18 protein-coding genes are annotated in these 20,161 nt (G+C 61.0%); 7 read left to right on the forward strand and 11 right to left on the reverse strand.

All coding sequences use genetic code 11. The features are described 5' to 3' along the window. The 3 genes from AB4Z51_RS13770 to AB4Z51_RS13780 all read right to left on the reverse strand — a co-directional run. The coding region (locus tag AB4Z51_RS13770; protein WP_441497564.1) for a glutaminase at window positions 1–442 on the reverse strand (442 nt) is incomplete at its 3' end. 202 nt (window positions 443–644) lie between these two features. After that, complete coding sequence (locus AB4Z51_RS13775) at window positions 645–2,210, reverse strand: AbgT family transporter (protein ID WP_135214216.1); 1,566 nt, start codon at window positions 2,208–2,210, stop codon at window positions 645–647. Window positions 2,211–2,621: 411 nt separating this feature from the next. After that, the gene (locus tag AB4Z51_RS13780) at window positions 2,622–4,220 is read right to left on the reverse strand and encodes a DcaP family trimeric outer membrane transporter (RefSeq protein WP_135214217.1); all 1,599 of its coding nucleotides are present in this window, start codon (window positions 4,218–4,220) and stop codon (window positions 2,622–2,624) included. A gap of 560 nt (window positions 4,221–4,780) precedes the next feature. Here AB4Z51_RS13780 and AB4Z51_RS13785 point away from each other — a divergent pair. Continuing rightward, window positions 4,781–5,998, forward strand: coding sequence for a sensor histidine kinase (locus tag AB4Z51_RS13785; RefSeq protein ID WP_441497565.1), 1,218 nt, complete (start codon window positions 4,781–4,783; stop codon window positions 5,996–5,998). Between the two features lie 313 nt (window positions 5,999–6,311). Beyond that, window positions 6,312–6,947 (forward strand): response regulator transcription factor, encoded by a 636-nt coding sequence (locus tag AB4Z51_RS13790; protein ID WP_028152046.1) that lies wholly within the window; start codon window positions 6,312–6,314, stop codon window positions 6,945–6,947. Between the two features lie 502 nt (window positions 6,948–7,449). Here AB4Z51_RS13790 and AB4Z51_RS13795 read toward each other — a convergent pair. From AB4Z51_RS13795 to AB4Z51_RS13810, 4 genes are read right to left on the reverse strand one after another with little or no spacing between them, the layout of a single operon-like run. Beyond that, the gene (locus tag AB4Z51_RS13795; protein WP_135214218.1) at window positions 7,450–8,457 is read right to left on the reverse strand and encodes a Gfo/Idh/MocA family protein; all 1,008 of its coding nucleotides are present in this window, start codon (window positions 8,455–8,457) and stop codon (window positions 7,450–7,452) included. Then, on the reverse strand, window positions 8,447–9,493 hold the full coding sequence (locus AB4Z51_RS13800) for a Gfo/Idh/MocA family protein (protein WP_135214219.1): 1,047 nt from the start codon (window positions 9,491–9,493) through the stop codon (window positions 8,447–8,449). Before AB4Z51_RS13800 ends, AB4Z51_RS13795 begins: the two co-directional genes overlap by 11 nt. Before the next feature lie 10 nt (window positions 9,494–9,503). Further along, complete coding sequence (locus AB4Z51_RS13805) at window positions 9,504–10,652, reverse strand: N-acetylglucosamine-6-phosphate deacetylase (RefSeq protein WP_135214220.1); 1,149 nt, start codon at window positions 10,650–10,652, stop codon at window positions 9,504–9,506. Beyond that, a complete protein-coding gene (locus AB4Z51_RS13810; RefSeq protein WP_231142847.1) occupies window positions 10,649–11,428 on the reverse strand; it encodes a glucosamine-6-phosphate deaminase in 780 nt (259 codons plus the stop codon). The genes AB4Z51_RS13805 and AB4Z51_RS13810 overlap by 4 nt, the downstream gene beginning before the upstream one ends. A gap of 132 nt (window positions 11,429–11,560) precedes the next feature. Between AB4Z51_RS13810 and AB4Z51_RS13815 the strand changes: the two genes are divergently transcribed. The 5 genes from AB4Z51_RS13815 (at window position 11,561) to tenA (ending at window position 17,039) form a co-directional block, all read left to right on the forward strand. Further along, a complete protein-coding gene (locus tag AB4Z51_RS13815) occupies window positions 11,561–12,598 on the forward strand; it encodes a LacI family DNA-binding transcriptional regulator (RefSeq protein WP_135214221.1) in 1,038 nt (345 codons plus the stop codon). A gap of 113 nt (window positions 12,599–12,711) precedes the next feature. Continuing rightward, window positions 12,712–14,055 carry an ABC transporter substrate-binding protein gene (locus AB4Z51_RS13820; protein WP_441497566.1) on the forward strand — a complete coding sequence of 448 codons (1,344 nt, stop codon included), beginning with the start codon at window positions 12,712–12,714 and terminating at the stop codon, window positions 14,053–14,055. 65 nt (window positions 14,056–14,120) lie between these two features. After that, a complete protein-coding gene (locus AB4Z51_RS13825; protein ID WP_135214223.1) occupies window positions 14,121–15,008 on the forward strand; it encodes a carbohydrate ABC transporter permease in 888 nt (295 codons plus the stop codon). Continuing rightward, complete coding sequence (locus AB4Z51_RS13830) at window positions 15,005–15,865, forward strand: carbohydrate ABC transporter permease (protein ID WP_135214224.1); 861 nt, start codon at window positions 15,005–15,007, stop codon at window positions 15,863–15,865. Before AB4Z51_RS13825 ends, AB4Z51_RS13830 begins: the two co-directional genes overlap by 4 nt. A 499-nt stretch (window positions 15,866–16,364) precedes the next feature. Beyond that, window positions 16,365–17,039 carry a thiaminase II gene (gene tenA / locus AB4Z51_RS13835; RefSeq protein ID WP_135214225.1) on the forward strand — a complete coding sequence of 225 codons (675 nt, stop codon included), beginning with the start codon at window positions 16,365–16,367 and terminating at the stop codon, window positions 17,037–17,039. 188 nt (window positions 17,040–17,227) lie between these two features. On the opposite strand, the gene AB4Z51_RS13840 is transcribed toward tenA, so the two are convergent. The 4 genes from AB4Z51_RS13840 to AB4Z51_RS13855 all read right to left on the reverse strand — a co-directional run bounded on the left by AB4Z51_RS13840 (window position 17,228) and on the right by AB4Z51_RS13855 (window position 20,058). Beyond that, the gene (locus tag AB4Z51_RS13840; protein ID WP_244623090.1) at window positions 17,228–17,608 is read right to left on the reverse strand and encodes a hypothetical protein; all 381 of its coding nucleotides are present in this window, start codon (window positions 17,606–17,608) and stop codon (window positions 17,228–17,230) included. A gap of 8 nt (window positions 17,609–17,616) precedes the next feature. Next, on the reverse strand, window positions 17,617–17,790 hold the full coding sequence (locus AB4Z51_RS13845; protein ID WP_166343440.1) for a hypothetical protein: 174 nt from the start codon (window positions 17,788–17,790) through the stop codon (window positions 17,617–17,619). A 1,102-nt stretch (window positions 17,791–18,892) separates the two neighbouring features. Further along, window positions 18,893–19,153 carry a hypothetical protein gene (locus AB4Z51_RS13850; protein ID WP_135214228.1) on the reverse strand — a complete coding sequence of 87 codons (261 nt, stop codon included), beginning with the start codon at window positions 19,151–19,153 and terminating at the stop codon, window positions 18,893–18,895. A 182-nt stretch (window positions 19,154–19,335) separates the two neighbouring features. Beyond that, complete coding sequence (locus AB4Z51_RS13855) at window positions 19,336–20,058, reverse strand: SGNH/GDSL hydrolase family protein (protein ID WP_244623091.1); 723 nt, start codon at window positions 20,056–20,058, stop codon at window positions 19,336–19,338. Window positions 20,059–20,161 lie beyond the last annotated feature (103 nt).

Here is a 20,161-nt window from a genome sequence, read left to right on the forward strand (position 1 = left end):
TTCCCGGTACGAGGCTTGTCGTTGCAATCGCGCCCGCATTCACCATGGGATTTGTGCGGCCATCGGGACTTCGTTCGACGGCAGCGAGCGAGTTGAACGGAAGGCCGGTCGCGTTCGCTCCAAGCTTCTGACGTGCCTGCGCCGCGCCGAGGGCCTGACAGACCAATGCAAAGATGAACGGCTTGGAAACGCTCATGATGGAGAAATCGTATTCGGCCGCCCCTACGGCGTACACCGCGCCGTTGGTGCCGACCACGCAAACGCCGAACAAGTCGCTCGGCACTTCGGCGAGAGCGGGATATACTTGAGAGTTCTTGCCGTCCGTATTTGATTTGTAGCGCGCGTACACCTCGTCGATCAGCGAGATGACTTCCGCTTCGGCCGGCAGGTGTCCGGTTGATACGTAGGAATAGTTGTTGTCGGCATCGGCGTTCGCATTCATTGCGCGTTCCAAGCCTCCATAATGAGAAGCACCGAGGGAGCCCCGACATGTGTCGGGTCAAACGCTCCTCACTCGCCGTTTTCGTTCACTGCCTTTAACGAGGCCCAACGGACCGTCATCTAACGTTGATTTTCCTTGGTGAACAATCAGGCCATTTACCCGGACATCTCGGGGTTTTTCCGGGTTAGGGCTGCCTTGCGCCTCACAATCCCCAAGGCAAGCCCAGCAGGTACCAGACAACGAACAGCACGGTCCAAATGATGGCTATCCAGAGAGTGTACGGCAACATCAGCGCGACAACCGTCCCGACGCCCGCTTTCTTGTCGTAAATCTGGGCAAATCCGACCACCATGGCAAAGTAGGCATTGAGCGGGGTAATCGCGTTGATCGGCGAGTCGCCGACGCGGTAGGCGGCCAGGACGGCCGCGGGATCGACGTTAAGCTGTACGAACACCGGCACGAAGACCGGCGCGAAGATGGCCCATTTGGCGATCGCCGGCGTGAACACGAAGTCCAGGATCATGACGACAATGATGAAGCCAACCAGCAGCCACAGCGTGCCGATATTCGCGCTCTTCAAGACATCGGCCATCGTCAGGGCCATCAACGTTGGAATGTTGCTATAGTTGAAGTAATCGACGAACTGGCTGATGACGACGAAGAGGAGGATGGTGCCGCTCAGCGAAGCCACCGCCTTGGTCATGGCCGCGATGACGGCCGCGGAGCTATTCACCGTTCTCGCGCCGATGCCGTATGCAATCCCGGTTGCAAGGAACAGCACCATGATGACCCCGATCAGGCCGTTCATGAATGGTGAGTTGCCGATCAGGACGCCCGTCGTCGGATTGCGCAGGGGCGCGCCCGACGGAACCGTTAACAGAAGGAACAGGATCACGACCCCGAGCAGCGCAAAGCCGCTGTACCTCAGCCCACGCGACTCGTCGGCGGAAAGCTGCCCTCCGTTCGCCTCCGGCTGAGTGTTGGCGGCCTTCTCGGCCTGGTAAGCGCCCAGCCGTGGCTCGATGATCCGGTTGTTGATGAGCGCGATGACGATGGTCAGGACAACAACGGAGGCGATCGAGAACGAGACGTTGGCGGTCAGATCCAGCGACGTGGTGGGGTTGACCATGTGGATTGCGTCGTTGGTGATTTCCGTCAGAACGGCATCAAGCGGCTTGATGATCATGTTCACGGTGAATGCACCGGCGACTGCGGCAAATCCCACAGCGAGCCCGGCGAGAGGATGCCGGCCAACGCTCAAGAAGGCGGCGCCGGCCAACGGGATCAACACCACATAGCCGGCGTCTGCGGCAATGCTGGACAAGATGCCGACGAACGCGACGATGTAAACGAGTGCCCAGCTCGGAGAGACGGCCACGAGTTTTCTGATCAACGCGTTGACCAGGCCGGCTTCCTCGGCGACGCCGACGCCCATCATGGCGACGATCAGCAGCCCAACCGCGGTGAAACCCATGAGGTTTGGCACGAGCCGGGTGTAAATATGACGAATTCCATCCGCCGTCAGCAGGCTATTGGCGGCAGAGGTCGCGGTCTCGATCTTGTGAGTATCCGGATTGATGGCCTGATAGGTGACGCTTGCCCCCAACATGTAGAGTAAGTGAGACAGAACCAACACGATGGCGATGAGGATCAGAAATATCACGACCGGGTGCGGGACGCTGTTTCCGACACGTTCGACAGTGTCGAGGGCTCTTTGCGTCATCGTCTTCGATGGCGGCGTGTTCGTGGCGTCACTGCGCGCGCTCATGTCGGAAATCCTCCCGCTCCATTAGCGACGGCTGGAGCGGCGCTGGTACCATGATGATCCATGCTATGAGAACAGCGAGGAAGGATCGGACGCCAATGCGCGCTCGAAACCGCTGATCTCGTAATCAACGCGACGACCCCGCTACTCCTCTGACGAAGATGCCAGCGCCATCGCCGCGAGTGCGGCGACGATCTGAAAGGACCATGGAGGCACGGAGGCCTCTCGGGAGAGGATTGCTCATCCTTTCGCGATCTGTCCGTTCACACGCTGCCTTACGAACAATCAATAAGGCGCTTCAAAATCCGGCTGAATACCGAATGCGCCTAGATTGTTCCGGGGCAATTACCGACCCGAACGAACGTCTGTGTCAGCAAGGCTTCCATGTCTGCCTGCGAAGCAACAAGGCTGTCTTCAGAACCGCACAGTGGCCGAGCCAAGGATGCGATTGGCGGTACCAGAGCCGGTGCTGACCGGGGCTGTTGCTGCGGTGCCGCCGTACACGTCCCGATGGGAGTAGACATATTCAAGACCGACGTCGAGCCATCCGGTCCCGACGCTGTTGCCACGAAGCTCGGCGAACGGGCTCCAGATCAAATTGAAGATCCCCTGCTGCATGGTGCTGTTCAACGACGTCGCCGAGACAGATCCCGGCACGAACAATTGCGCATAGGACGGATATTGCTGCCATGCGTAGGAGTAGACGAAATTGCTGCGTAATTGCGGTGTCCAGAAGCGGCGGTAGCCTGCGCTCGCGCCATAGGTCGGCAGGGCGTCGAGGCTGGGATCGACAACGCCGGGCAGGCCGATGTTGGACAGCGCATCCTGGCCGAAGGTATTGGCGCCGAAATAGCGCCCGATGCCTTGGCCGTAATAGGCCATGCCAACCAGCTCGTCCGGACCGAAAGCTGGTGACAGCCATCGCATTGGGAAGCGACCGCTACCTGCGACACCCCAACCGGCGGTATTGCGCTCGACCGCTGGCGGCGCCGCCGCCGTACCAGCCGTGCGGATGGTGAGATCGCGCAGCAGGCCGCGCAGGTCGAGGCCCAGGCCATCGTTCCGGTATTCGAGCCGGCCGAGTAGATCGGGCACGGAGGCAAATGACGGACTCAATCCACCAAAGCCAGCCGGGGTGCTGATCTGCGTGAATACGCCTGCCGCGGACGTGTACTGCGTATCCGGCATCTCGATCGAAACGTGCCCGGTCAATCCCGGAGCCAATGTCGCGGTCGCCCGAACCTGCGCCTGGCGCACGAATGACTGGTTGAGATTGGTCGAGAAGTTCACGGTTTCATAGACGCCCTCGTTCCACAGGCTGTTCGCCCAGCCGACCAGGACACGAAACTGTTCGCTGCCGACCTCGCCCCAGGCCTGACGGAGCCGAAAGACCGCATTGGGTGAGGTTGCCGTGCCCCCGCCGAAGTCGCCTTCAAAGCGGGTCTCCAGAGTGCCCCAGGCGGTCGCCGTGCGCGTATCCATACCGATGCGGCTGAACCGGGCGGACAATCCGGTATCGCCTCCCTGGATGTCGGCGGGGCTTCCGGAAAGCGGAATGGTTTGCACTGTCGGCGCATCGGACTGATTGCGGCCATTGAAGTCGTGGTAGCCATTGACGTTCGCGAAACCGTAGAATCGCACCTCGGACTGCGAACCCGGGATGCGCAAGGACAAGCCCGGGAGATCGGAACGCAGCGCGTCCTCGCCTTCGCCGTCGAACTGACTGCCCATCGGTTCGGGCGGACGCAGGCCCGGAATGGGCGCCGCCGCGGCTTGTGGAGGGACCGCAGCACTCGCAGTCATTCGCGGCTCAGTCGACGCAACCGGAATCGCAGGCGGCTTTTGCCCGGCGGTCGGTGCGACGACGTCACGACGTGCGGTGGCGGCTTGGGACTTCGAATGCTTATCGCGCGTTTCGAGTTCGTCGACGCGACGGCGCAGCGCGCTGATCAGCTTGTCACCTTCTGTTGCGCGGGCTTGCAGCGCATCGAGACGGCGCATCAACTCTTCCATGGAAGGTTTCTGCTCCTGACTGGCGGGTGTCTGCGCCAAAGACGGACCGGCAAATATTGCGATTGATGCAACGCCACAAAGCGCTCGGAATGTTCGCACGCAAGCCTCCTGTTGGCACGTTCAGGGCACATCGAGTTTTGCGCTTGATTTCAGCGATCGCAAGCCGGCTCCATCGAAGGTCGAAATTTTCGGCGAGATTGTGCCATTTCGGTTGTACCGCAGCGCAGTTGCATCGCGCTCGGTCGGCTCAACATCATCCTGCAGCGCAAAAAGCGATCTCAGGATAGGGAGGGGTGCGTAAAATCGAAATGGCTCACAATCCCACCACTGTGCGCTGCATCCCGTATCGTCGCGCCTTGGGTGCCGCCGCCATATTTACGTGGCACGAACTGCATAGTCATATGCCGGAATTCATGCCAGTCATGCGAGGTTTTGGTCCTCGGAGAATACAACCTGCTGGCTGAGGGTAAGATCGAGCGTATAATCCGATCTATCCCCTAGGGCGTTTCCTGTAGTCCGGCGATCGATGCTGGGACGACTGGAGAGGGGAGCTTTCGAGATTGAGCGTTGAGTTCGACCTCGAAAACGACCCGGAAAGTTGGGTGCGTACCGTGAAGCCACACAGTTCTCCTGCTTGCGAGCCGGCGCGTCCCTTTATCGACGATCACCTGATTGGCCAGGACGCAATTGGCGATCGCTCATATTGGACACACTCCGAAGAGCTCCTTTTCGCGGTCCGCCCCTCACGTGGCGGGCGCTTCGTGTACGAGGCAATCAATCAGGCCTTCGAGGCTCTCCTTGGAATGTCGCAGCAGGAGGTCCGAGAGCTGGACGTCTTCGAATGTCTTGGCAAGGAAGACGCCGAGCGTCTCTGTGAAATCCTCCAGGCATGTCTTGCGGAAGGAACCGAGGCCAAAATCCAGCACAGTCTGATGCTCGGCGGCTTGCTGCGGGATGTCGAGACAACCGTTGTTCCGATCCTCCATCCCATGGCCGGCAATGCGGCCCGGTTGATTGGCGGTCATCGGTTACTCCACAAGGAGGGGCTCGACTGTGTGACTGAAGAGGCTGCTTTCCTTCACGGGGACGTCAGCCTGATGTCCATCCGCGAGGACATCCACCAGCGGATCGCATCGGAGCTTCATGATTCGACATGCCAGGAGCTGGTTGCCGCCAGTCTTGGTGTGATGCGTGTCCGCACTTGCCTCGATAACCCGCGCGGCGTCGAGCGGCTTTGCGATGATATCGACGCGTCGATCGACGCGGCACTCAAGGAAATCCGTTCCCTGACCTATCTGCTCCACCCCCAGGATCTGACGGACCGAGGACTCAAGGCGACGATCGAGCAGCATGCCTTGGGGTTTGGTGCACGTACGTCGTTGCGGGTGAGCACGAGGATACCCGCCGCCGCCGATAAGCTACCTTACGCGAGCCAGCTCTCGGTGCTGCGGGTCATTCAGGAGGCGCTCACGAACATATTCCGCCACGCGAAGGCGACGGAGGTCAGAATCGTCGTCGAGGCGATCGAGGGGCACTTCCATCTGACGATCAGCGACAACGGGCGCGGTTTTCCGGTCGATCACACAAAACGTGGCAACGGTGCGATATCGCCCGGTGTCGGCATTCCCGCCATGAGAGCGAGACTTAAGCAGCTTGGGGGCACGTTCGAGATCCGGTCCGATCTTGCACCGCGACATTCCGGCACGACGCTGTGCGCGGTGTTCCCGCATGGTCTCATGACCAAAAGGCGCAGCCGGCGCGCGTCACTGAAATCATAAGCCAGCGTGTGCACGGAATGACGGAGATCAGGGACCCCGAGGGCAGGCAGTCTCTGTCCGTCGGTTCCCGGAGTTCCCTCCACGAAATGAAGGCTGATCGACGATGATCGTGTAGCGGTCCGATTTGGGCTGCGCGCGGGCAAGGCCCGTCCTTGTCTGATTGGAAACGCCGATGTTTGGTACATCCGCCCGGAGATATCAGGGTTTTGCAGGATAACCCATTGAAGGATAATCGGTAGATTGGCACACTTGACTGCTGGAAATCTCCATCCATTGCCCGACAGGTTTTGGGCCCGCATACGGGAACGACGCCGTGAAACGCATCGTGATTGCGGATGATCATGAAGTCGTACGTTCCGGGCTCCGAGCGATCGTTGAGACCCGCTCAGACTGGATCGTCAGCGGAGAGGCGACCAACGGCGAGCAGGCTGTGGCCGTGGCGGTGGAGACGCGTCCGGACGTCGTGATAGCCGACTATTCGATGCCGCTGATGAACGGACTTGAGGTCAGCCGCCGCCTCAAGTCGATGCACCTGCGCACCGAAGTATTGATCCTGACGATGCACGAGAATGAGGAATTGCTGACTGAAGCCATCCTGGCTGGCGTTCGCGGCTTCCTGTTCAAATCGGACGCCAGTAGGCACCTGATCTTCGCGATCGAGGCCTTGCTCGATGGCAGACCTTACTTCACGGGCGTTCTGTTGGAGAAGTTGCTCCACGAATACCAGGCCGGCAAGCAAAATACGTCCGATATGCTGCTCACCGCGCGCGAGCAGGGCGTTGTCCAGCTTATTGCAGAGGGACACACCAACAAGTCGATCGGCGTCATCCTGAAGCTGAGCGTAAAGACCGTCGAGACCCACCGCGCGTCAGCGATGCGCAAGCTCAGAATGTCATCGACGGCCGAGCTCGTCCGCTACGCCGTTCGCAGGAAGCTCGTCAATCCTTGATGGAGCTTTCAATGCGAGTCGCCGCCTCGCAAGCGATCAGCGACAACGCGTTCTCCCGTTGGAAATGCCGCGATTTTCGCTGGAGCGACAGCGGTGCTGTCAAGGTCCGGACTTGGGCAGACCCGCTCCAGGAGCATCCAAGCATTTCCTTCCAGCGGCCCGAGGCTCGAAAGCACGACGTTGATCTCCCGAATTCGACGATACAACGTTGAGCTCGGCACACCTGGCTGAGCGGCAGCGCAATGACGGATTATGATCGTCCGACGGACGCCCATTCTCAGCCGCATGAGCCTGGGATGCGACCGGCAAGTCATTGATTATCCTGAAACCGCAGCTGGCTCTTAATCAGCGGGTCCCAGGTTCGAGCCCTGGTGCGCCCACCAAGCCTTTCAATAGCTTAGGGGTTTGTTACGGTCGTCATTCCGACAGACGCGCCGTGGCTATTCCCCGCGCAGGTAGCGAAGATCCTGCTTGGCTGTGATCCAGGGTAGCGGGGTAGGTGTTAACTCCATCGCATCGGCTTTCCGCCGTTGGCCGCACTCTCCTGAGCAAGTATTGCGATACGCGTGGCGCGCAGGGCCTCGTTTGCCGCAATCTGCAAGGTCTCGCCGCGGGCGAGATGATCAAAGACGAAGCTGGCGGGCGAGGCGCCCACGGGCAGGTCGATTTCGCGCCGGGGTCTCGTCGCCGTCTCGACGAGCAGTCGATTTTCCGCGAACAGAACGTCAGCACGACCCTTTGTCCCGGAGATCCGCATGGCATAGTCGCCGTGCCGTGGCGATGCTTCGGGCTGGATCCAGTCAACTTCGATCGCGAATTCCGGTCCGCCATCGCAGGCGAGAATAGCACGCCCCAGCGCGGGAAAGTTCGTCGTGCCGGCAGCCGGGGTCGACGAAATCCAGCCGCTGATCGTGCCGCTGGTGTATCCCGTCAACCAAAGGGCCAGATCAATATCGTGGACCGTGAGGTCAGCGAGGATGCCGCCATAAGTTGATGGTTCGAACATCCACGCTGGACGTCGGCTTGGGACCAGCTTGTGCGGCCCGGTTGCAGTGATGGATACAATGTCTCCAAGTTGGCCGCTGTCGATCACGGATCGGAGTGCGAGCGTGACCGGATAAAACCGCTTCTCGAGCAGAAGAGTGAGCAAATTGCGCCCGGCGAGCGTCTCCTCGATAAGCGCAAGCTGGGCCAGGGTCACAGCCATGGGCTTGTCGGCGATCGCGAAGATGCCGCGGCGTAAAAGTTCGACGAGGATTGGAGCGCGAAGACCGAATTCGGTGAAGACTGCTGCGGCCCGAACCCGATGCGCATCCAGAAGCGCATTCGGGTCGGCGTAGCCGGGCGTCTTCGTACGTCGTTCGAGCTCGGTGCGCCGCGCTGGGTCATGATCGGCGACGGCCACGACCCTGACGTCGGTTCTGACAGCGATCTCTGACAGTACGTATTCGACATGCGGGTGGGCTGCGCCGATGATGGCGATGTCGAGCATCTCGGAGCTAGCTGGCATGAATGGCCTCCGCTGCGATCTCATTGGGGCTGACGGCGCGACCTTCGGAAGCCGAGCGATAGATGGCGTCAACCAGTCTCGCAGCCTCGAATCCATCCCTGAACGTGCTCGCAGGCGGCCGTCGCTCCCGGACGGATTGAACGAAGTCGCGCCATTGCGCGATATGTCCTTCGATCCCGATCGCCTTGGGATCGCTCGCGGCGCTCCCAACCCCGGCCGCGCTTGGCGGCTCGGCAACATCAGCAAAATCCCAGCGCACGATGCTGTCGTTTGCGAGCTCGCAACTGCCGCGATCGGTGAACAGTCGAAGCATGGCCGGCCGTCCCGGAGGCAGCGCCGTACTCGTCACGATCACGCCGAGCGTGCCGGATGCGAAAGACAGCAGCGCCGCCGTCGTGTCCTCGACGGCGTGTGCGTGTCCGAGCGTCGTCGTCTTGCCTTGAACGCTGTCGACGGCTCCGAACAGCCAGAGCATCAGGTCGAGATTGTGAACGCCCTGATTGAACAGCGAGCCGCCGCCATGCTCCGCTTCGCTGCGCCACGGCTTCTCCGCGTAGTAGGCGTCGGAGCGGTACCAATGGATCGCCGCCTCGATCAGGCGCGGCTGTCCGAGCCGGCCAGTGTCGAGCTGGGTCTTGATCGCCTGGTGCTGCGGTTCGAGACGGCGCTGCGAAACCACGCCACAGGTCAGCTGCGAGCGCTCGGCGGCGCGGACCAGTGACGCAGCCTCAATCGGATCGACGCAGAGTGGCTTTTCGACCAGCACGTGCCGCCCCGCCTCGATCGCAGCAAGCGCGACGTCATGATGCGCGCCGCTCGGGGTGCAGACCACGACCGCGTCGATCCCGGCATTCGCGAGCATCGCCTCGGTGGTCGCGAATGCCGGAACGTCCTCGCCATTCATGCACGCAGCAATCTGCACAGGCGTGCCGCCGGCGATCGCGGACAAGACGGTATCGTCGAGCGCCCGTATTGCCCGCGCGTGTGTTTCGCCGATCGCTCCCGGACCGATCAACCCGATGCGAAGCCGGTTCATGTCTCAGTCCTCAAGAGTTGCAGCGATAAGGACGACCCGCGACATAGACCGTCTCGGGCACGAGAGATTCATCCTCGCCGAGATGGAAGCGCAGCAGATCGGCCGGCGCACCCACCGTCAGCGCAGGAAGGTTGAACGGGATACGCGGATTGACCGTTGCGAGCCTCAGCGCCTCTGCCAGGGTCAATCCGGCCATGCGTCTTGCCGTGGCTACTCCGAACACGAGGCTGACGGCTGCGCCCGCCAGAAAGGATGTGCCGACGACTTCCAGCCGGCCGTTCGCCTTCAACTCGACCTTGCCGCCGATCGGCGCGTCGTAGATTCCGGGTGTGCAACCCGCGAGCGCGGCGGCATCCGACACCAGGATCGCTCGCTCCAGCCCCTTTGCGCGCAGCATGGCCTTGAAGGTCTCGCGGGGAAGGTGATGGCCATCGGCGATGAAGCTCGCCCACAGCCCGTCCTCGGCCAGTTGCGACCAGATCGGGTTGGGATGTCGCGGCAGCGTGGCGGCGATGCCGTTGCCAAGATGCGTCGACAATATTGCGCCCGCCGCGACGGCGGCGGAGATCTGATCCGGTGCGGCGTTTGTATGGCCGAGGGCAACACGGACGCCGCGCGCATGAAGGCCGCGCACATAGGCGTCCGTTTCCGGCCAATGCGGCGACAACGTCACGAGGCCGACAAGGTTTCCGCAGGCCGCCTGCCACGCGTCGAACTCGTCGAGATCAGGCGGCCTGACATGTTCGGCCGGATGCGCACCGCGCGGACCATCTTCTGGCGCGATGTGCGGGCCTTCGACATGCACGAAGGGCATTGCGTGCTTGAGAAACGGATCGCTGTCACGCGCCTGTGCAATGGCGCGCAATGCATCGATGATCGCATCATGCGATGCCGTGATGAGCGTAGGGGCAAAACGCGACACCCCGCTGTTGTGGACGGCCGCGACGAGATCGCGGACCGTCCGGAGATCAGGGCGGCCATTGAGATCGTAGCCCGCAAAGCCGTTCAATTGCAGATCGAACAGGCCGAGCGACAGCCACAGCCCGTCATCGTCACCGCCGGGAACGATGTCCGTGATCCGGCCGTCCTGAATGACGATGGTGCGATTCTGTCCGGTCTCCGGATCGCGGCCCGAAACGCGCGTTGCCGGATCTGTCATGCGCGTACCGGGGTCAGTGAGAGCTGCGGCGGCGTGGAATCCTGGTCGAGATACAGCGCGCAACGTGGGTGCGTGCGGAGCGCGCTCGCCGGGCACTCGGTCCCGATCGGACCGTATAGCGATCGTTCGACGGCGGCGCGTTTGGACGCGCCGGGCACGACGCAAAACAGCCGGTCGGCATCCAGGAGCCGGGGAATCGTCAGCGTGATTGCATGTGCCGGAACATCTCCGAGCGTCGGGAAGCACTCATCGTCAACCTGCTGCTGCCGGCACACTGCGTCGAGCTCGACGATCTTGACCGACTTGGTGTCGTGCAGATCGGCGACCGGCGGGTCATTGAAGGCGAGGTGACCGTTCACGCCGATTCCCAGGCAGATGATGTCGATCGGGGCTTCGCCGAGAAGGGCCGCATAGCGTGCTGCTTCCCGCTCCGGATCCGGCTCCTGCCCGATCAGGTGAACCGCGCCGAAAGCGATGCGCGAGAACAAGTGACGCGTCAGCCAAGCCCCGAAGCGCTCCGGCGCATCCGCGGGAAGTCCGAGATATTCGTCCATGTGGAAGGCTGTGACGCGCCGCCAGTCGATATCGCGCTCGCGAGCAAGGGCATCCAGCATCTCCGCCTGGCTCGGTGCCGCCGCGAAGATCATCCGCACGTTACTCTGCCGTCCGAGGTGGTCGCGGAGCGCAGCAGCGACGTCCGCAGCGGCCGCCCGGCCCATCGCATCCCGCGTTTTAAACGTCGCGATTGAGGGAGTCACCGAAGCCGTCATGCTCATCCATGGTCTGCCGGGCCTGCACTTTACCCTCGAGCGGAGAGAATGTGATGCAACCGGTTGCATGTCAAGCTTGCGCCCCGGGCCCGGCCGGGGCATGTCTAGGTGAAGGCGATGCAGAGGAGGCGGCCTGCGGTGAAGCGCGATTCCGATAGCGGTGGGGAGGGACGTCCATCGGTCGTGCCGACGATCAGTCAGGTCGCGAAGGCCTCCGGGGTTTCGCGTGCCACCGTATCGCGCGCCTTCTCGCGGCCGGAGATGCTGACCGAGGAGACCGTCCGGCGCGTCAAGGAAGTCGCGGGCAAGCTCGGTTATGTGCCGAACCAGGTCGCGCGTGCGCTTTCGACCGGACGCCACGGCAACGTCGCGCTCATCGTCTCGGATGTCGCGAACCCGTTCTTTCCACCGCTGATCAGGGCGGCGCAACTGCGCGCCGACCAGGCCGGGCTGTGCGTCTTCCTCGGCAATTCGGACGAGGATCCCGCGCGTGAGGAGTTGCTGGTCGGCCGCTTCATCGGCCAGGTGGAGGGACTTGTCCTTGCCTCGTCGCGCCTGGACGAAGAGCGTATCCGCCGTCATGCGACGCGCCGGCCGCTGGTGCTCATCAATCGCGATATCGAAGGCATTACGCGGGTCCTGATCGACACCGCGCCGGGTGTGGCGGCTGCGATCGCACATCTGGCCGAGCTGGGGCACCGGCACATCGCCTATGTCAGCGGCCCCACGACGTCGTGGTCGAACCAGCAACGGCGCAATGCCGTCCGGCGCGAGGCGGAGAAGCGCGGGCTCAAGGTGATCGCCGTGCCCGCGCGTCCACCCTCCTATGACACCGGCCGTGTGGCGGCGACGCAGATCGTCGCGAGCGGCGTCACCGCGGCGATCGCGTTCGATGACCTTGTCGCTCAAGGCTTGATGGCAGGGTTGGCTGCGCTCGATGTCGAGGTGCCCAAATCGTTCAGTGTCGTCGGCTGCGACGACGTCCTCGGCGAAACCACCTATCCGCCGCTCACCACCGTGTCGGCGCGCTGCGCCGATGCAGGCGATGTCGCAGTCGGTCTGCTGCTCAGCCAGATGAATGGCGGCGTGTCGGGCGAGATTCGCCACAAGCTGAATTCCCATCTCGTCATTCGCGCCTCGACCGGGCCGGCGCCAGCGAAGCGGCGAGGCCGCTGACGATTTCATCAAAGGCCTTCGAAAGCGGCAACGGATCGCAATTGACACGCAACCGGTTGCATGCGAGCTTTTTCGCAGGATTTGTCCCATTCTGTATTGCGAGAATGACCCTCATGATGAGACCCGTCGGCAGGTTCGGCTACATCACGCGTTCCGAGGACAACATTCGCCCGGCGAATTCGGGGCGTCGGTCATGGATGTCGGCCGCGCTGTCGCTGGCGCTCGCTGTCGCCGTGCCGGCGTTTGCGTCTCCTGCTTCGGCGGAGAAGCTGACCATCTGGAGCGGGTGGCCTGATCTGGCCCCGTTCTACAAGCGCGTCGGCGACCAGCTGAAGAGCAAATACCCGGATCTCGAAATCAGCGTTGAGGCCATTGCGCTCCGCGAGCACGAGAAGCGGTTGGCACTGTCGCTTCCATCAGGCGCGGCCGGGGACGTCATCGAGATGGAGGTCGAGGCGGCACGGTATCTCGAGGCCGGCCTCATCCCGGAGCCGCCGGCGTCGATCGTCGATTTCGTCAAAGCCAATTACGACATGACGCGCGTGAAGACCGCCATGTACGAGGGCAAGATCTTCGGTGTGCCGTTATTCCAGGGGCAGGGCGCGCTGTTCTACAACACCGAGATGTTCGCCAAGGCTGGCCTCGACGGTCCGCCCAAGACCATGGCCGACTACACCGCTTATGCGCAGAAGCTCGCGCAGCGCGATGCCTCCGGCGTGCCGACGGTGAGCGGATGGAGCTTGCGTCTCAGCGGCGGCGGCTCGGGCATCGCGGAGAAGTACTGGACCATTCTCTATAATCACGGCGGGACGCTGCTCGAGGAGAAGGGCGGAAAATGGCGCGCCGCCTATGCGAACGCTGCCGGCCGCGCCGCACTCAAGCAGTATCTCGACAACGTCGTGGTCTACCGTACCGTGACGCCCGAGATGAAGGYGGATGCGGAGGCCTTCGAGCTCGGCCAGACCGCGATGTTCATCCGGGAATCCTGGGTGATCGGCGACGTCGCCAAGAAGGCGCCCAATCTCAAATACGCCACGGCCCCACTGCCCAAGGGCACGCTGATGGTCCCGGTCGATCTCTACGTGCCGAACAAGGGACCCAAGAGCCAGATCGCCTGGGATTTCGTGCAAAAGGCCAACGAGCCGGAAAATCTGCTCTGGCTGCTCGAGAACACGGCCTGGGTCCCGAACCGCAAAGGCCTCGACTACTCCGCCGTGCTCAAGAAAATCCCGCAGCTCGACGCCTTCGTCAACACGCCGCCCGGCCACGTTTTCTTCACGGTCCCGGCGATCAGCCCTGCCAGCGAAATCCTCACCCGGCTCGCGGCGCGGCTGGAGAAGGCGTTCACCGACAAATCGCTGGCCGGCAACGACGCCGCGATCGATGCTTTCCTGAAGGCCGCGGCTGAGGAGAGCGACAAGATCCTGGCCCGGGAAGACCTGCTGGCCAAACCCTAAACTCCATCGACAGGGACCCACTCAATCCAGGCGCCGGCGGCTGACCGGCGCTTGCCGGAGGATGCATGCGCACCACGCCGAAATGGCTGTTTCCAGTTCTGGCGTTGCTTCCGGTCCTCGGCCTCTATGGCTGTATCCGCGTCTATCCGATCATCGAGACGCTGCGGCTCAGCCTCTTCCAGTGGAATATCATCTCGCGGCGCAAGCCGTTCGTCGGTTTCGCCAACTTCGTCGAGCTGGCGAGCGACCCGCTGTTTCTCGAAGCGATCTTCAACACCACCATCATCGCCTTTAGCGTCGTAGCGATCACCATCCCCGTCGCGCTTGCGCTCGCCGCCTTGATCAACACCCGGCAGGGGCTGCAGCGCAGCGGCGTCTATGAGGCCTCGGTCTTCCTGCCGCACGTCGTCTCGCTGGTTCCGGCGGCGATGGCCTGGAAATGGATTTTCGACGCCCGGCTCGGGCCGCTCAACGCCCTGATCGGCCTCGTCGGGATTCCGGCCCAGTCGTGGCTGTTCGACCCTGTCCTGTCGCTGGTGTGCCTGATCGTTCTCTGCTCCTGGCAGGCGATCGGCTATGCCGTCTTGATCTTCCTGGTCGGACTGAAGAACGTCCCGGAGGCGCTCTACGAGGCCGCGCGCCTCGACGGCGCCTCGTCGTTTCAGGCCTTCCGCCACATCGCCGTGCCGCTGCTAAAGCCTGTCATGCTGTACGTGTCGGTCATCACGCTGATCTCGTCCTACAACATCTATGCGCAGGCCTTCGTGCTGGCATCGGATGTCCAGGGTGCGCCGGGGCGTCTCGTCCGAGTCCTCGTCCTCGACATGCTTGAAAACAGCTTTCGTAACTACCGGGTCGGCTACGCTGCCGCCGAAGCCGTCGTACTGCTCGTCATCGTCCTCATTTTGACCAGCGCGCAGTTCAGGCTGTTCCGCGACAGGAGTCGCGCATGAGCGAGCAGGAACGCGAGCATCCGTCCGTCGTTGGTCAGAACGGTGCCGTCGGCCTCGTGATCGACGCCGTTCTTGGCGTCGTCAGCCTGATGATGCTCCTGCCGCTGGTCTTCCTGATCAGCAACGCGTTCAAGACGCCGCCGGAGCTGCTGGCGTGGCCGCCGACCGTCATCCCGCACCAGCCGACGCTGGAGAACATCGTCAGTGTCCTGCGCGAAACGCCGCTGTTTCGCTGGATCGGCAACTCGCTGATCTTCGCGACACTCTCGACCGCGAGCATCGTCTCCACATCGGCGATCGCAGGTTATGTGCTCGGCAAGTTCGATCTACCGGGGATCCCGGTCATCTTCGGCGTGATCATCGCGACGGCGGTCGTTCCCTTCGAAGTCTACATGATCCCGCTCTATCTCAACGTCCAGTCCGCCGGACTGCTGAACACCTGGCCCGGGCTCCTGGTCGGCTATCTCATCATGAGTTTCGGCATCTTCCTGGTGCGGCAATATGTGATGACGTCGATCCCTGACGAACTGCTGGAGGCTGCCCGGGTGGATGGCGCAGGGGAGCTCTGGATCTTCCTGCGGATCGTGCTGCCGCTGATGCGCGGCCCGTTGGGCGCTCTTGCCGTGCTGGCGTTCTTTCAGGCCTGGACTGCCTTCGCGTGGCCGCTCGTCGTCATGACCAACAAGGAAACCTATACGCTCGAGGTTGGGCTCGCCTTGTTTCAGACCGGCTTCACCGTGGACATCGGTCGCCTCAGCGCGGCCGCGGCGCTGGCGCTGGTTCCGAGCGCACTGTTCTTCTCGCTGATGCGTCGAAATTTCGTACGTGGCGTGGCCTCCAGCGGCTTGAAGGAGTGACGCCATGGCAGCATCGGAATAGGCGTAGATTTTCCTAGCAAATCATCCGTCTCTTAATCGGCGGCTCTGTCGGAGCATCTCTAACCGATGAGTGGGCGACGACTACATTCGCCATCATCCAAGTCGGTCTAGCGCCATCAAGCTGATTTGCGATGTGCGAACTTGAACGAAAAGTGCACGTATCTGGTACGGTAGTCGCGCTGAGGGAAACGAAGATCAAGTAAGATACTGACGTGATTGGTGGGCCCGGCAAGACTCGAATCTGCAACTAGATCGCCATGAGCGGCGGGACAATGGCCGCCTCCGTTGATTTTCCCGCGCATTTCGTTCTGTTGGTGATAGTGTGATAACGCCAGTCATTCCCGGCGACCGACGGCAAGCGAATTCCATTCGCATCCTACCCGCTAGTCGCTGCGGTCTGCCAAGTCAGCGTCTTGGTTCGCGTTGATAGGTCGTGAGTAAAAAGTTCATAGGAAAGCAAGCCAGGCGGGAATGGATCGTGAGTTTCTTCGAGCGTCTAAAGACAGAAGCATCTGCTGAGTGGCGGGCCTACACCGAGCATCCCTTCACGAACGGATTGGCAGATGGCTCGCTCCCTGAGGCCGCATTTCGTCACTACCTTGCTCAGGACTATCTGTTCCTCATCGAGTTTGCGCGCGCCTATGCACTCTCGGTCTACAAATCGCCCAAGCTTGCCGACATGCGTGAAGCTGCGGCCGGCCTGTCGGCCATCCTTGATGTCGAAATGAGCCTTCATGTGAAGCTGTGTGCCGGTTGGGGTCTATCCCCGAGTGACCTTGAACAAACTCCTCCGGCGGTCGAGATGCTGGCCTACACACGCTACGTGCTCGATGCCGGAATGCGCGGCGATCTGCTGGCACTCAAGGTGGCACTTGCCCCCTGCGTGATCGGGTACGCGGAGATCGCAACGCGGCTCGCCTCGCAACCCGATGCGGACGCTAGGACGAACTCCTATCGGGTTTGGATCGACGAGTACGCTGGCGTGCCATACCAGGAGGTCGCGGCGAATGCGCGTGCGCATTTGGAGCATCTCGCCGATCTCTACGCCACGCCGGCTCGCGAGGCAGAACTGATCGCCATCTTCAAGGAAGCCACTCGGCTCGAGGCGGACTTCTGGGAAATGGGCTGGCGTGTGGGCCAGCGTGTTGAATAGCTCTTCGGCAATCGGTTGATTGCGGGGACTCGTTTGACGGCTGCCGCGCACGAGTTGCGGAGGCGCGGTGTTCTAGAGGAACGCAGTGCGCGGGATTGCTGGAGTAACGAAGCACACGGCCTGGAACAGGCGCGAAAGTCCTCGCGAACGATAGGCGAGATGCAGGATCGCTAAGTCATTAGTATTGTTCAGTCGCGTCCAGTGTTGGAGATGGAGATCCTAGCACGCCATCGCTCTTCAAACGTGTCAGGGCCCTCTTTCAGTGCCAACGCTTGTGCATCGAAAGGATTGCCGGGCTTGTTAGCAATGAGGATACCTGTAGCTTCTCCGCGAGAACCGGGTTGGGGACGCTGCTCTGTAGGCCATTCCAGCAATGCTTTCGACAGCATGGGTTTGCCCGCGTACCAGCATTTTCGTCCGTCGATTAAGCGGTAGGACCACCATTGCCCTTGCGGATTTGGCGGCATTGCGGCGCTGCATTGTTGCTTGGCATGCAGGCTGGTCATTTCGAGCGATGAGAGCGCAACAATGCCAACGGTTAAAGAAAACGCTTGAAGCGGTTTGCTCATGGGCGCGCTCAATTGCCGTGTTGCTGCAATCGACTTACAGCAACGATCAAAGCAGGCCGCTCGAGAACTTCCACCAACTCTTCAAGGATACGCGCATGATCCTTGGGATGGGGCCGAAGGAATTCTTCCAATATGAGTTGCGCGTCGCTAATCGCTTCCAGGGCTAATTGCTGATCAGTCATAACTACTTACTCATCAATTAGTTGCGCTGAGAAAGTCAGCGAAGGGTGAGATCAAGTCAGCTTCGAGGAATATCCCCGCTCTTCTATTCACTTTTTATTTCAACTCTCGCGGTGTCGCCTCGGTCAATGTGCGAAATAATCCCACTAAGGCGTGTCGCGAGCGTTAGGGATCCCGGCGACTAAATAATCCGCTGCTCGATCCTCCCTTCGTCATCCCGCGCATCACCACCTGTTTCCTATCTCGCGGCGGCCGGAAAAAATCTGTTTTGCCATGCACCGCCGCGATGCATTGATCTTATTGAACTGTTCCCGATCAGCCTTTCTCACGAAGGGAGAGAGTGCCCCCCGCAGGAGCTAGGCCAGGGAAACCGTAAACTCGAAATGCCGTCTGGGGGAACGTAGGTAGGCGGCTTCGCCGAGTAAGGCATTTGGGCGGCCGGCTATTTCCACCGCGGTTCGTTCTGCAGCTCTTGGGATATCCTCTTTCGTTCGGCATCCAAGGCAGTCGATCGGGGTCGAGAATGGAAGGATCGCCATGTCCGTTTGCGATCGCATCCACCAGGCGCAAAGGCCATTTTCGAGCTCAGGGCTGAGATGGTCTCGCAAGGGAGAACTCGGATGCGCCGTCGGCGCGATATTGTCCTCGAACGGCCGGGGCAGCCAAGTTTGCGGCTATGGAAAGACGGAGAGCTACGTCAGGGTCAAGCTGATGACCACCGTGCCAATGGCAACAGCTCTAACGTCCTAGTACTCGCCGGACGCAAAGCATTCTGATTTCGTTAGTTTGGTGTAGTTGCTCAGCACTCGGGGGATCAATGGAGCCGAGAGTCTCGATACTAAACTTCGCTTCCAACTCTGACGCCATGCAGATGCAAATCTGCAAGCAAGCGTCCGTCGAAAAACCGCCTTGCTGCGCGCAACCGTTTCGGCACGCTGAGAGAAACTGCGGTCGCCATTCTGCAGCCGTGGCGATTGTTATAAAATTGACAGCAGCTATCGTCAGAGCAGGGAGAAATGCGGGCATTGCTTCGCTTCCCTTTTTTAGTTTTCTGAGGGGCCGCTCTAATTCGACTCCATCTTTTTCGGCTCTAGCAATATGTAGCTATTTGCGTAGTTGTCCCCTGAAGCGGAACCACAAATGACCGATCAGTGATAGGACTATGGCGGTCAGAATTATCGGGAGCCAGATCGACGTGGTTATGATGAACAAGGATATGATCACCACACGTCCAAAGACCGATTCGCTGACCGGATTCTTAAGACGAGCGAAATAGGCGTAGATAATAAAGATGGTGGCCGGCACCATCCACGCGGCGACAAGCACCAGTAACAGGTCAACAAGTTGGCTGGCATAATGGTGCATGAGCGCACCTCCTGACAGCGTCGGCGCGAATTGCTGTCACCGCTGCGAGAGATGCGGTGATTGTCGACGATAATTGGTCTTTGTTCGCGTTGGTGGGCATCTGCACGCTCGGCATCGCTGTCACGGCCGGTGCCCAAACTCTTGCGAGCCCGCAGCCTTCGATTCGCCTGAGCTAGGGCCTCTCAACGCGCGCTCGTTGAGATGGCTCGGGCAAGGGCTCGTCCAATGCAATCATAACCATCGGCGGTGTTGTGCAATCCGTCCCACGTTACAAGCTCGCTTTGCGCAACTCCGGCATTGATCGAGTTACGCATCAGCGCAAAACGAGAGAATAGGCCGACCCGTTCCTGCTTCGCGGCATCGGCGATGATGCCCTCCATCGTTGAGTAGCTAGCGGAAGCGAGCACCTGTGGCGCATATTGCAGATCCATCAGCACGACATCGGCAGACCCCGCCTTAAGTGCCCTTACCCCTTCAACAACGCTTCTTTTGAGCCCTTGGTCCGGCCGGCCACCCCAGGCGACGTCATTAGTACCTAATTGCCAGATAACGAGATCAGGCGTGTGCGCGAAAACGTCACGCTCGAACCGCGCGATGTTGTTCGGAATCGTATCGCCGACTCGACCGCTGTTGATGACCTCGATCGTTGCATTGGATCTAAGCCTCGAGAGTTCTCGGCGCATCACCTGCGGATATGTGGCCGCGGACCGAAGTACCCAGAGCCCCACCGTCGACGATGATCCGATCGCGACAATCTTTAGCGGCTCACCAGATCTCAAACGCGCCGCCGTGCGGGGCAATTGTGCGCCCAGCGAAACATCCAAATTTGCAGCAAGGCATCTCTCGCCAGATGATGCCCCGTCCTGCGCTTGAGAGGGCGCTGTGCTGGACAAACCGACAATCACGGCAGCACCGATCGACGCTATTGTTCGAGCGGTTCGGCTTACGCATGGTAGAACAAATCGACCCATGTTCCCCAATAACTGGTCGATTCTCTCTTGACAACCC

This window comes from Bradyrhizobium sp. 2TAF36 (genome assembly GCF_052114925.1).
GTDB classification, from domain to species: Bacteria; Pseudomonadota; Alphaproteobacteria; order Rhizobiales; family Xanthobacteraceae; genus Bradyrhizobium; species Bradyrhizobium barranii.

What these genes read in the sequence shown, in the direction of transcription:
- AB4Z51_RS13775 (WP_135214216.1), bottom strand. Translation starts at nt 2,210, where the DNA reads ATGAGCGCGCGCAGTGACGCCACGAACACGCCGCCATCGAAGACGATG.
- AB4Z51_RS13780 (WP_135214217.1), bottom strand. Translation starts at nt 4,220, where the DNA reads ATGGAAGAGTTGATGCGCCGTCTCGATGCGCTGCAAGCCCGCGCAACA.
- AB4Z51_RS13795 (WP_135214218.1), bottom strand. Translation starts at nt 8,457, where the DNA reads ATGCCAGCTAGCTCCGAGATGCTCGACATCGCCATCATCGGCGCAGCC.
- AB4Z51_RS13800 (WP_135214219.1), bottom strand. Translation starts at nt 9,493, where the DNA reads ATGAACCGGCTTCGCATCGGGTTGATCGGTCCGGGAGCGATCGGCGAA.
- AB4Z51_RS13805 (WP_135214220.1), bottom strand. Translation starts at nt 10,652, where the DNA reads ATGACAGATCCGGCAACGCGCGTTTCGGGCCGCGATCCGGAGACCGGA.
- AB4Z51_RS13810 (WP_231142847.1), bottom strand. Translation starts at nt 11,428, where the DNA reads ATGAGCATGACGGCTTCGGTGACTCCCTCAATCGCGACGTTTAAAACG.
- AB4Z51_RS13825 (WP_135214223.1), top strand. Translation starts at nt 14,121, where the DNA reads ATGCGCACCACGCCGAAATGGCTGTTTCCAGTTCTGGCGTTGCTTCCG.
- AB4Z51_RS13830 (WP_135214224.1), top strand. Translation starts at nt 15,005, where the DNA reads ATGAGCGAGCAGGAACGCGAGCATCCGTCCGTCGTTGGTCAGAACGGT.
- AB4Z51_RS13840 (WP_244623090.1), bottom strand. Translation starts at nt 17,608, where the DNA reads ATGAGCAAACCGCTTCAAGCGTTTTCTTTAACCGTTGGCATTGTTGCG.
- AB4Z51_RS13845 (WP_166343440.1), bottom strand. Translation starts at nt 17,790, where the DNA reads ATGACTGATCAGCAATTAGCCCTGGAAGCGATTAGCGACGCGCAACTC.
- AB4Z51_RS13850 (WP_135214228.1), bottom strand. Translation starts at nt 19,153, where the DNA reads ATGCACCATTATGCCAGCCAACTTGTTGACCTGTTACTGGTGCTTGTC.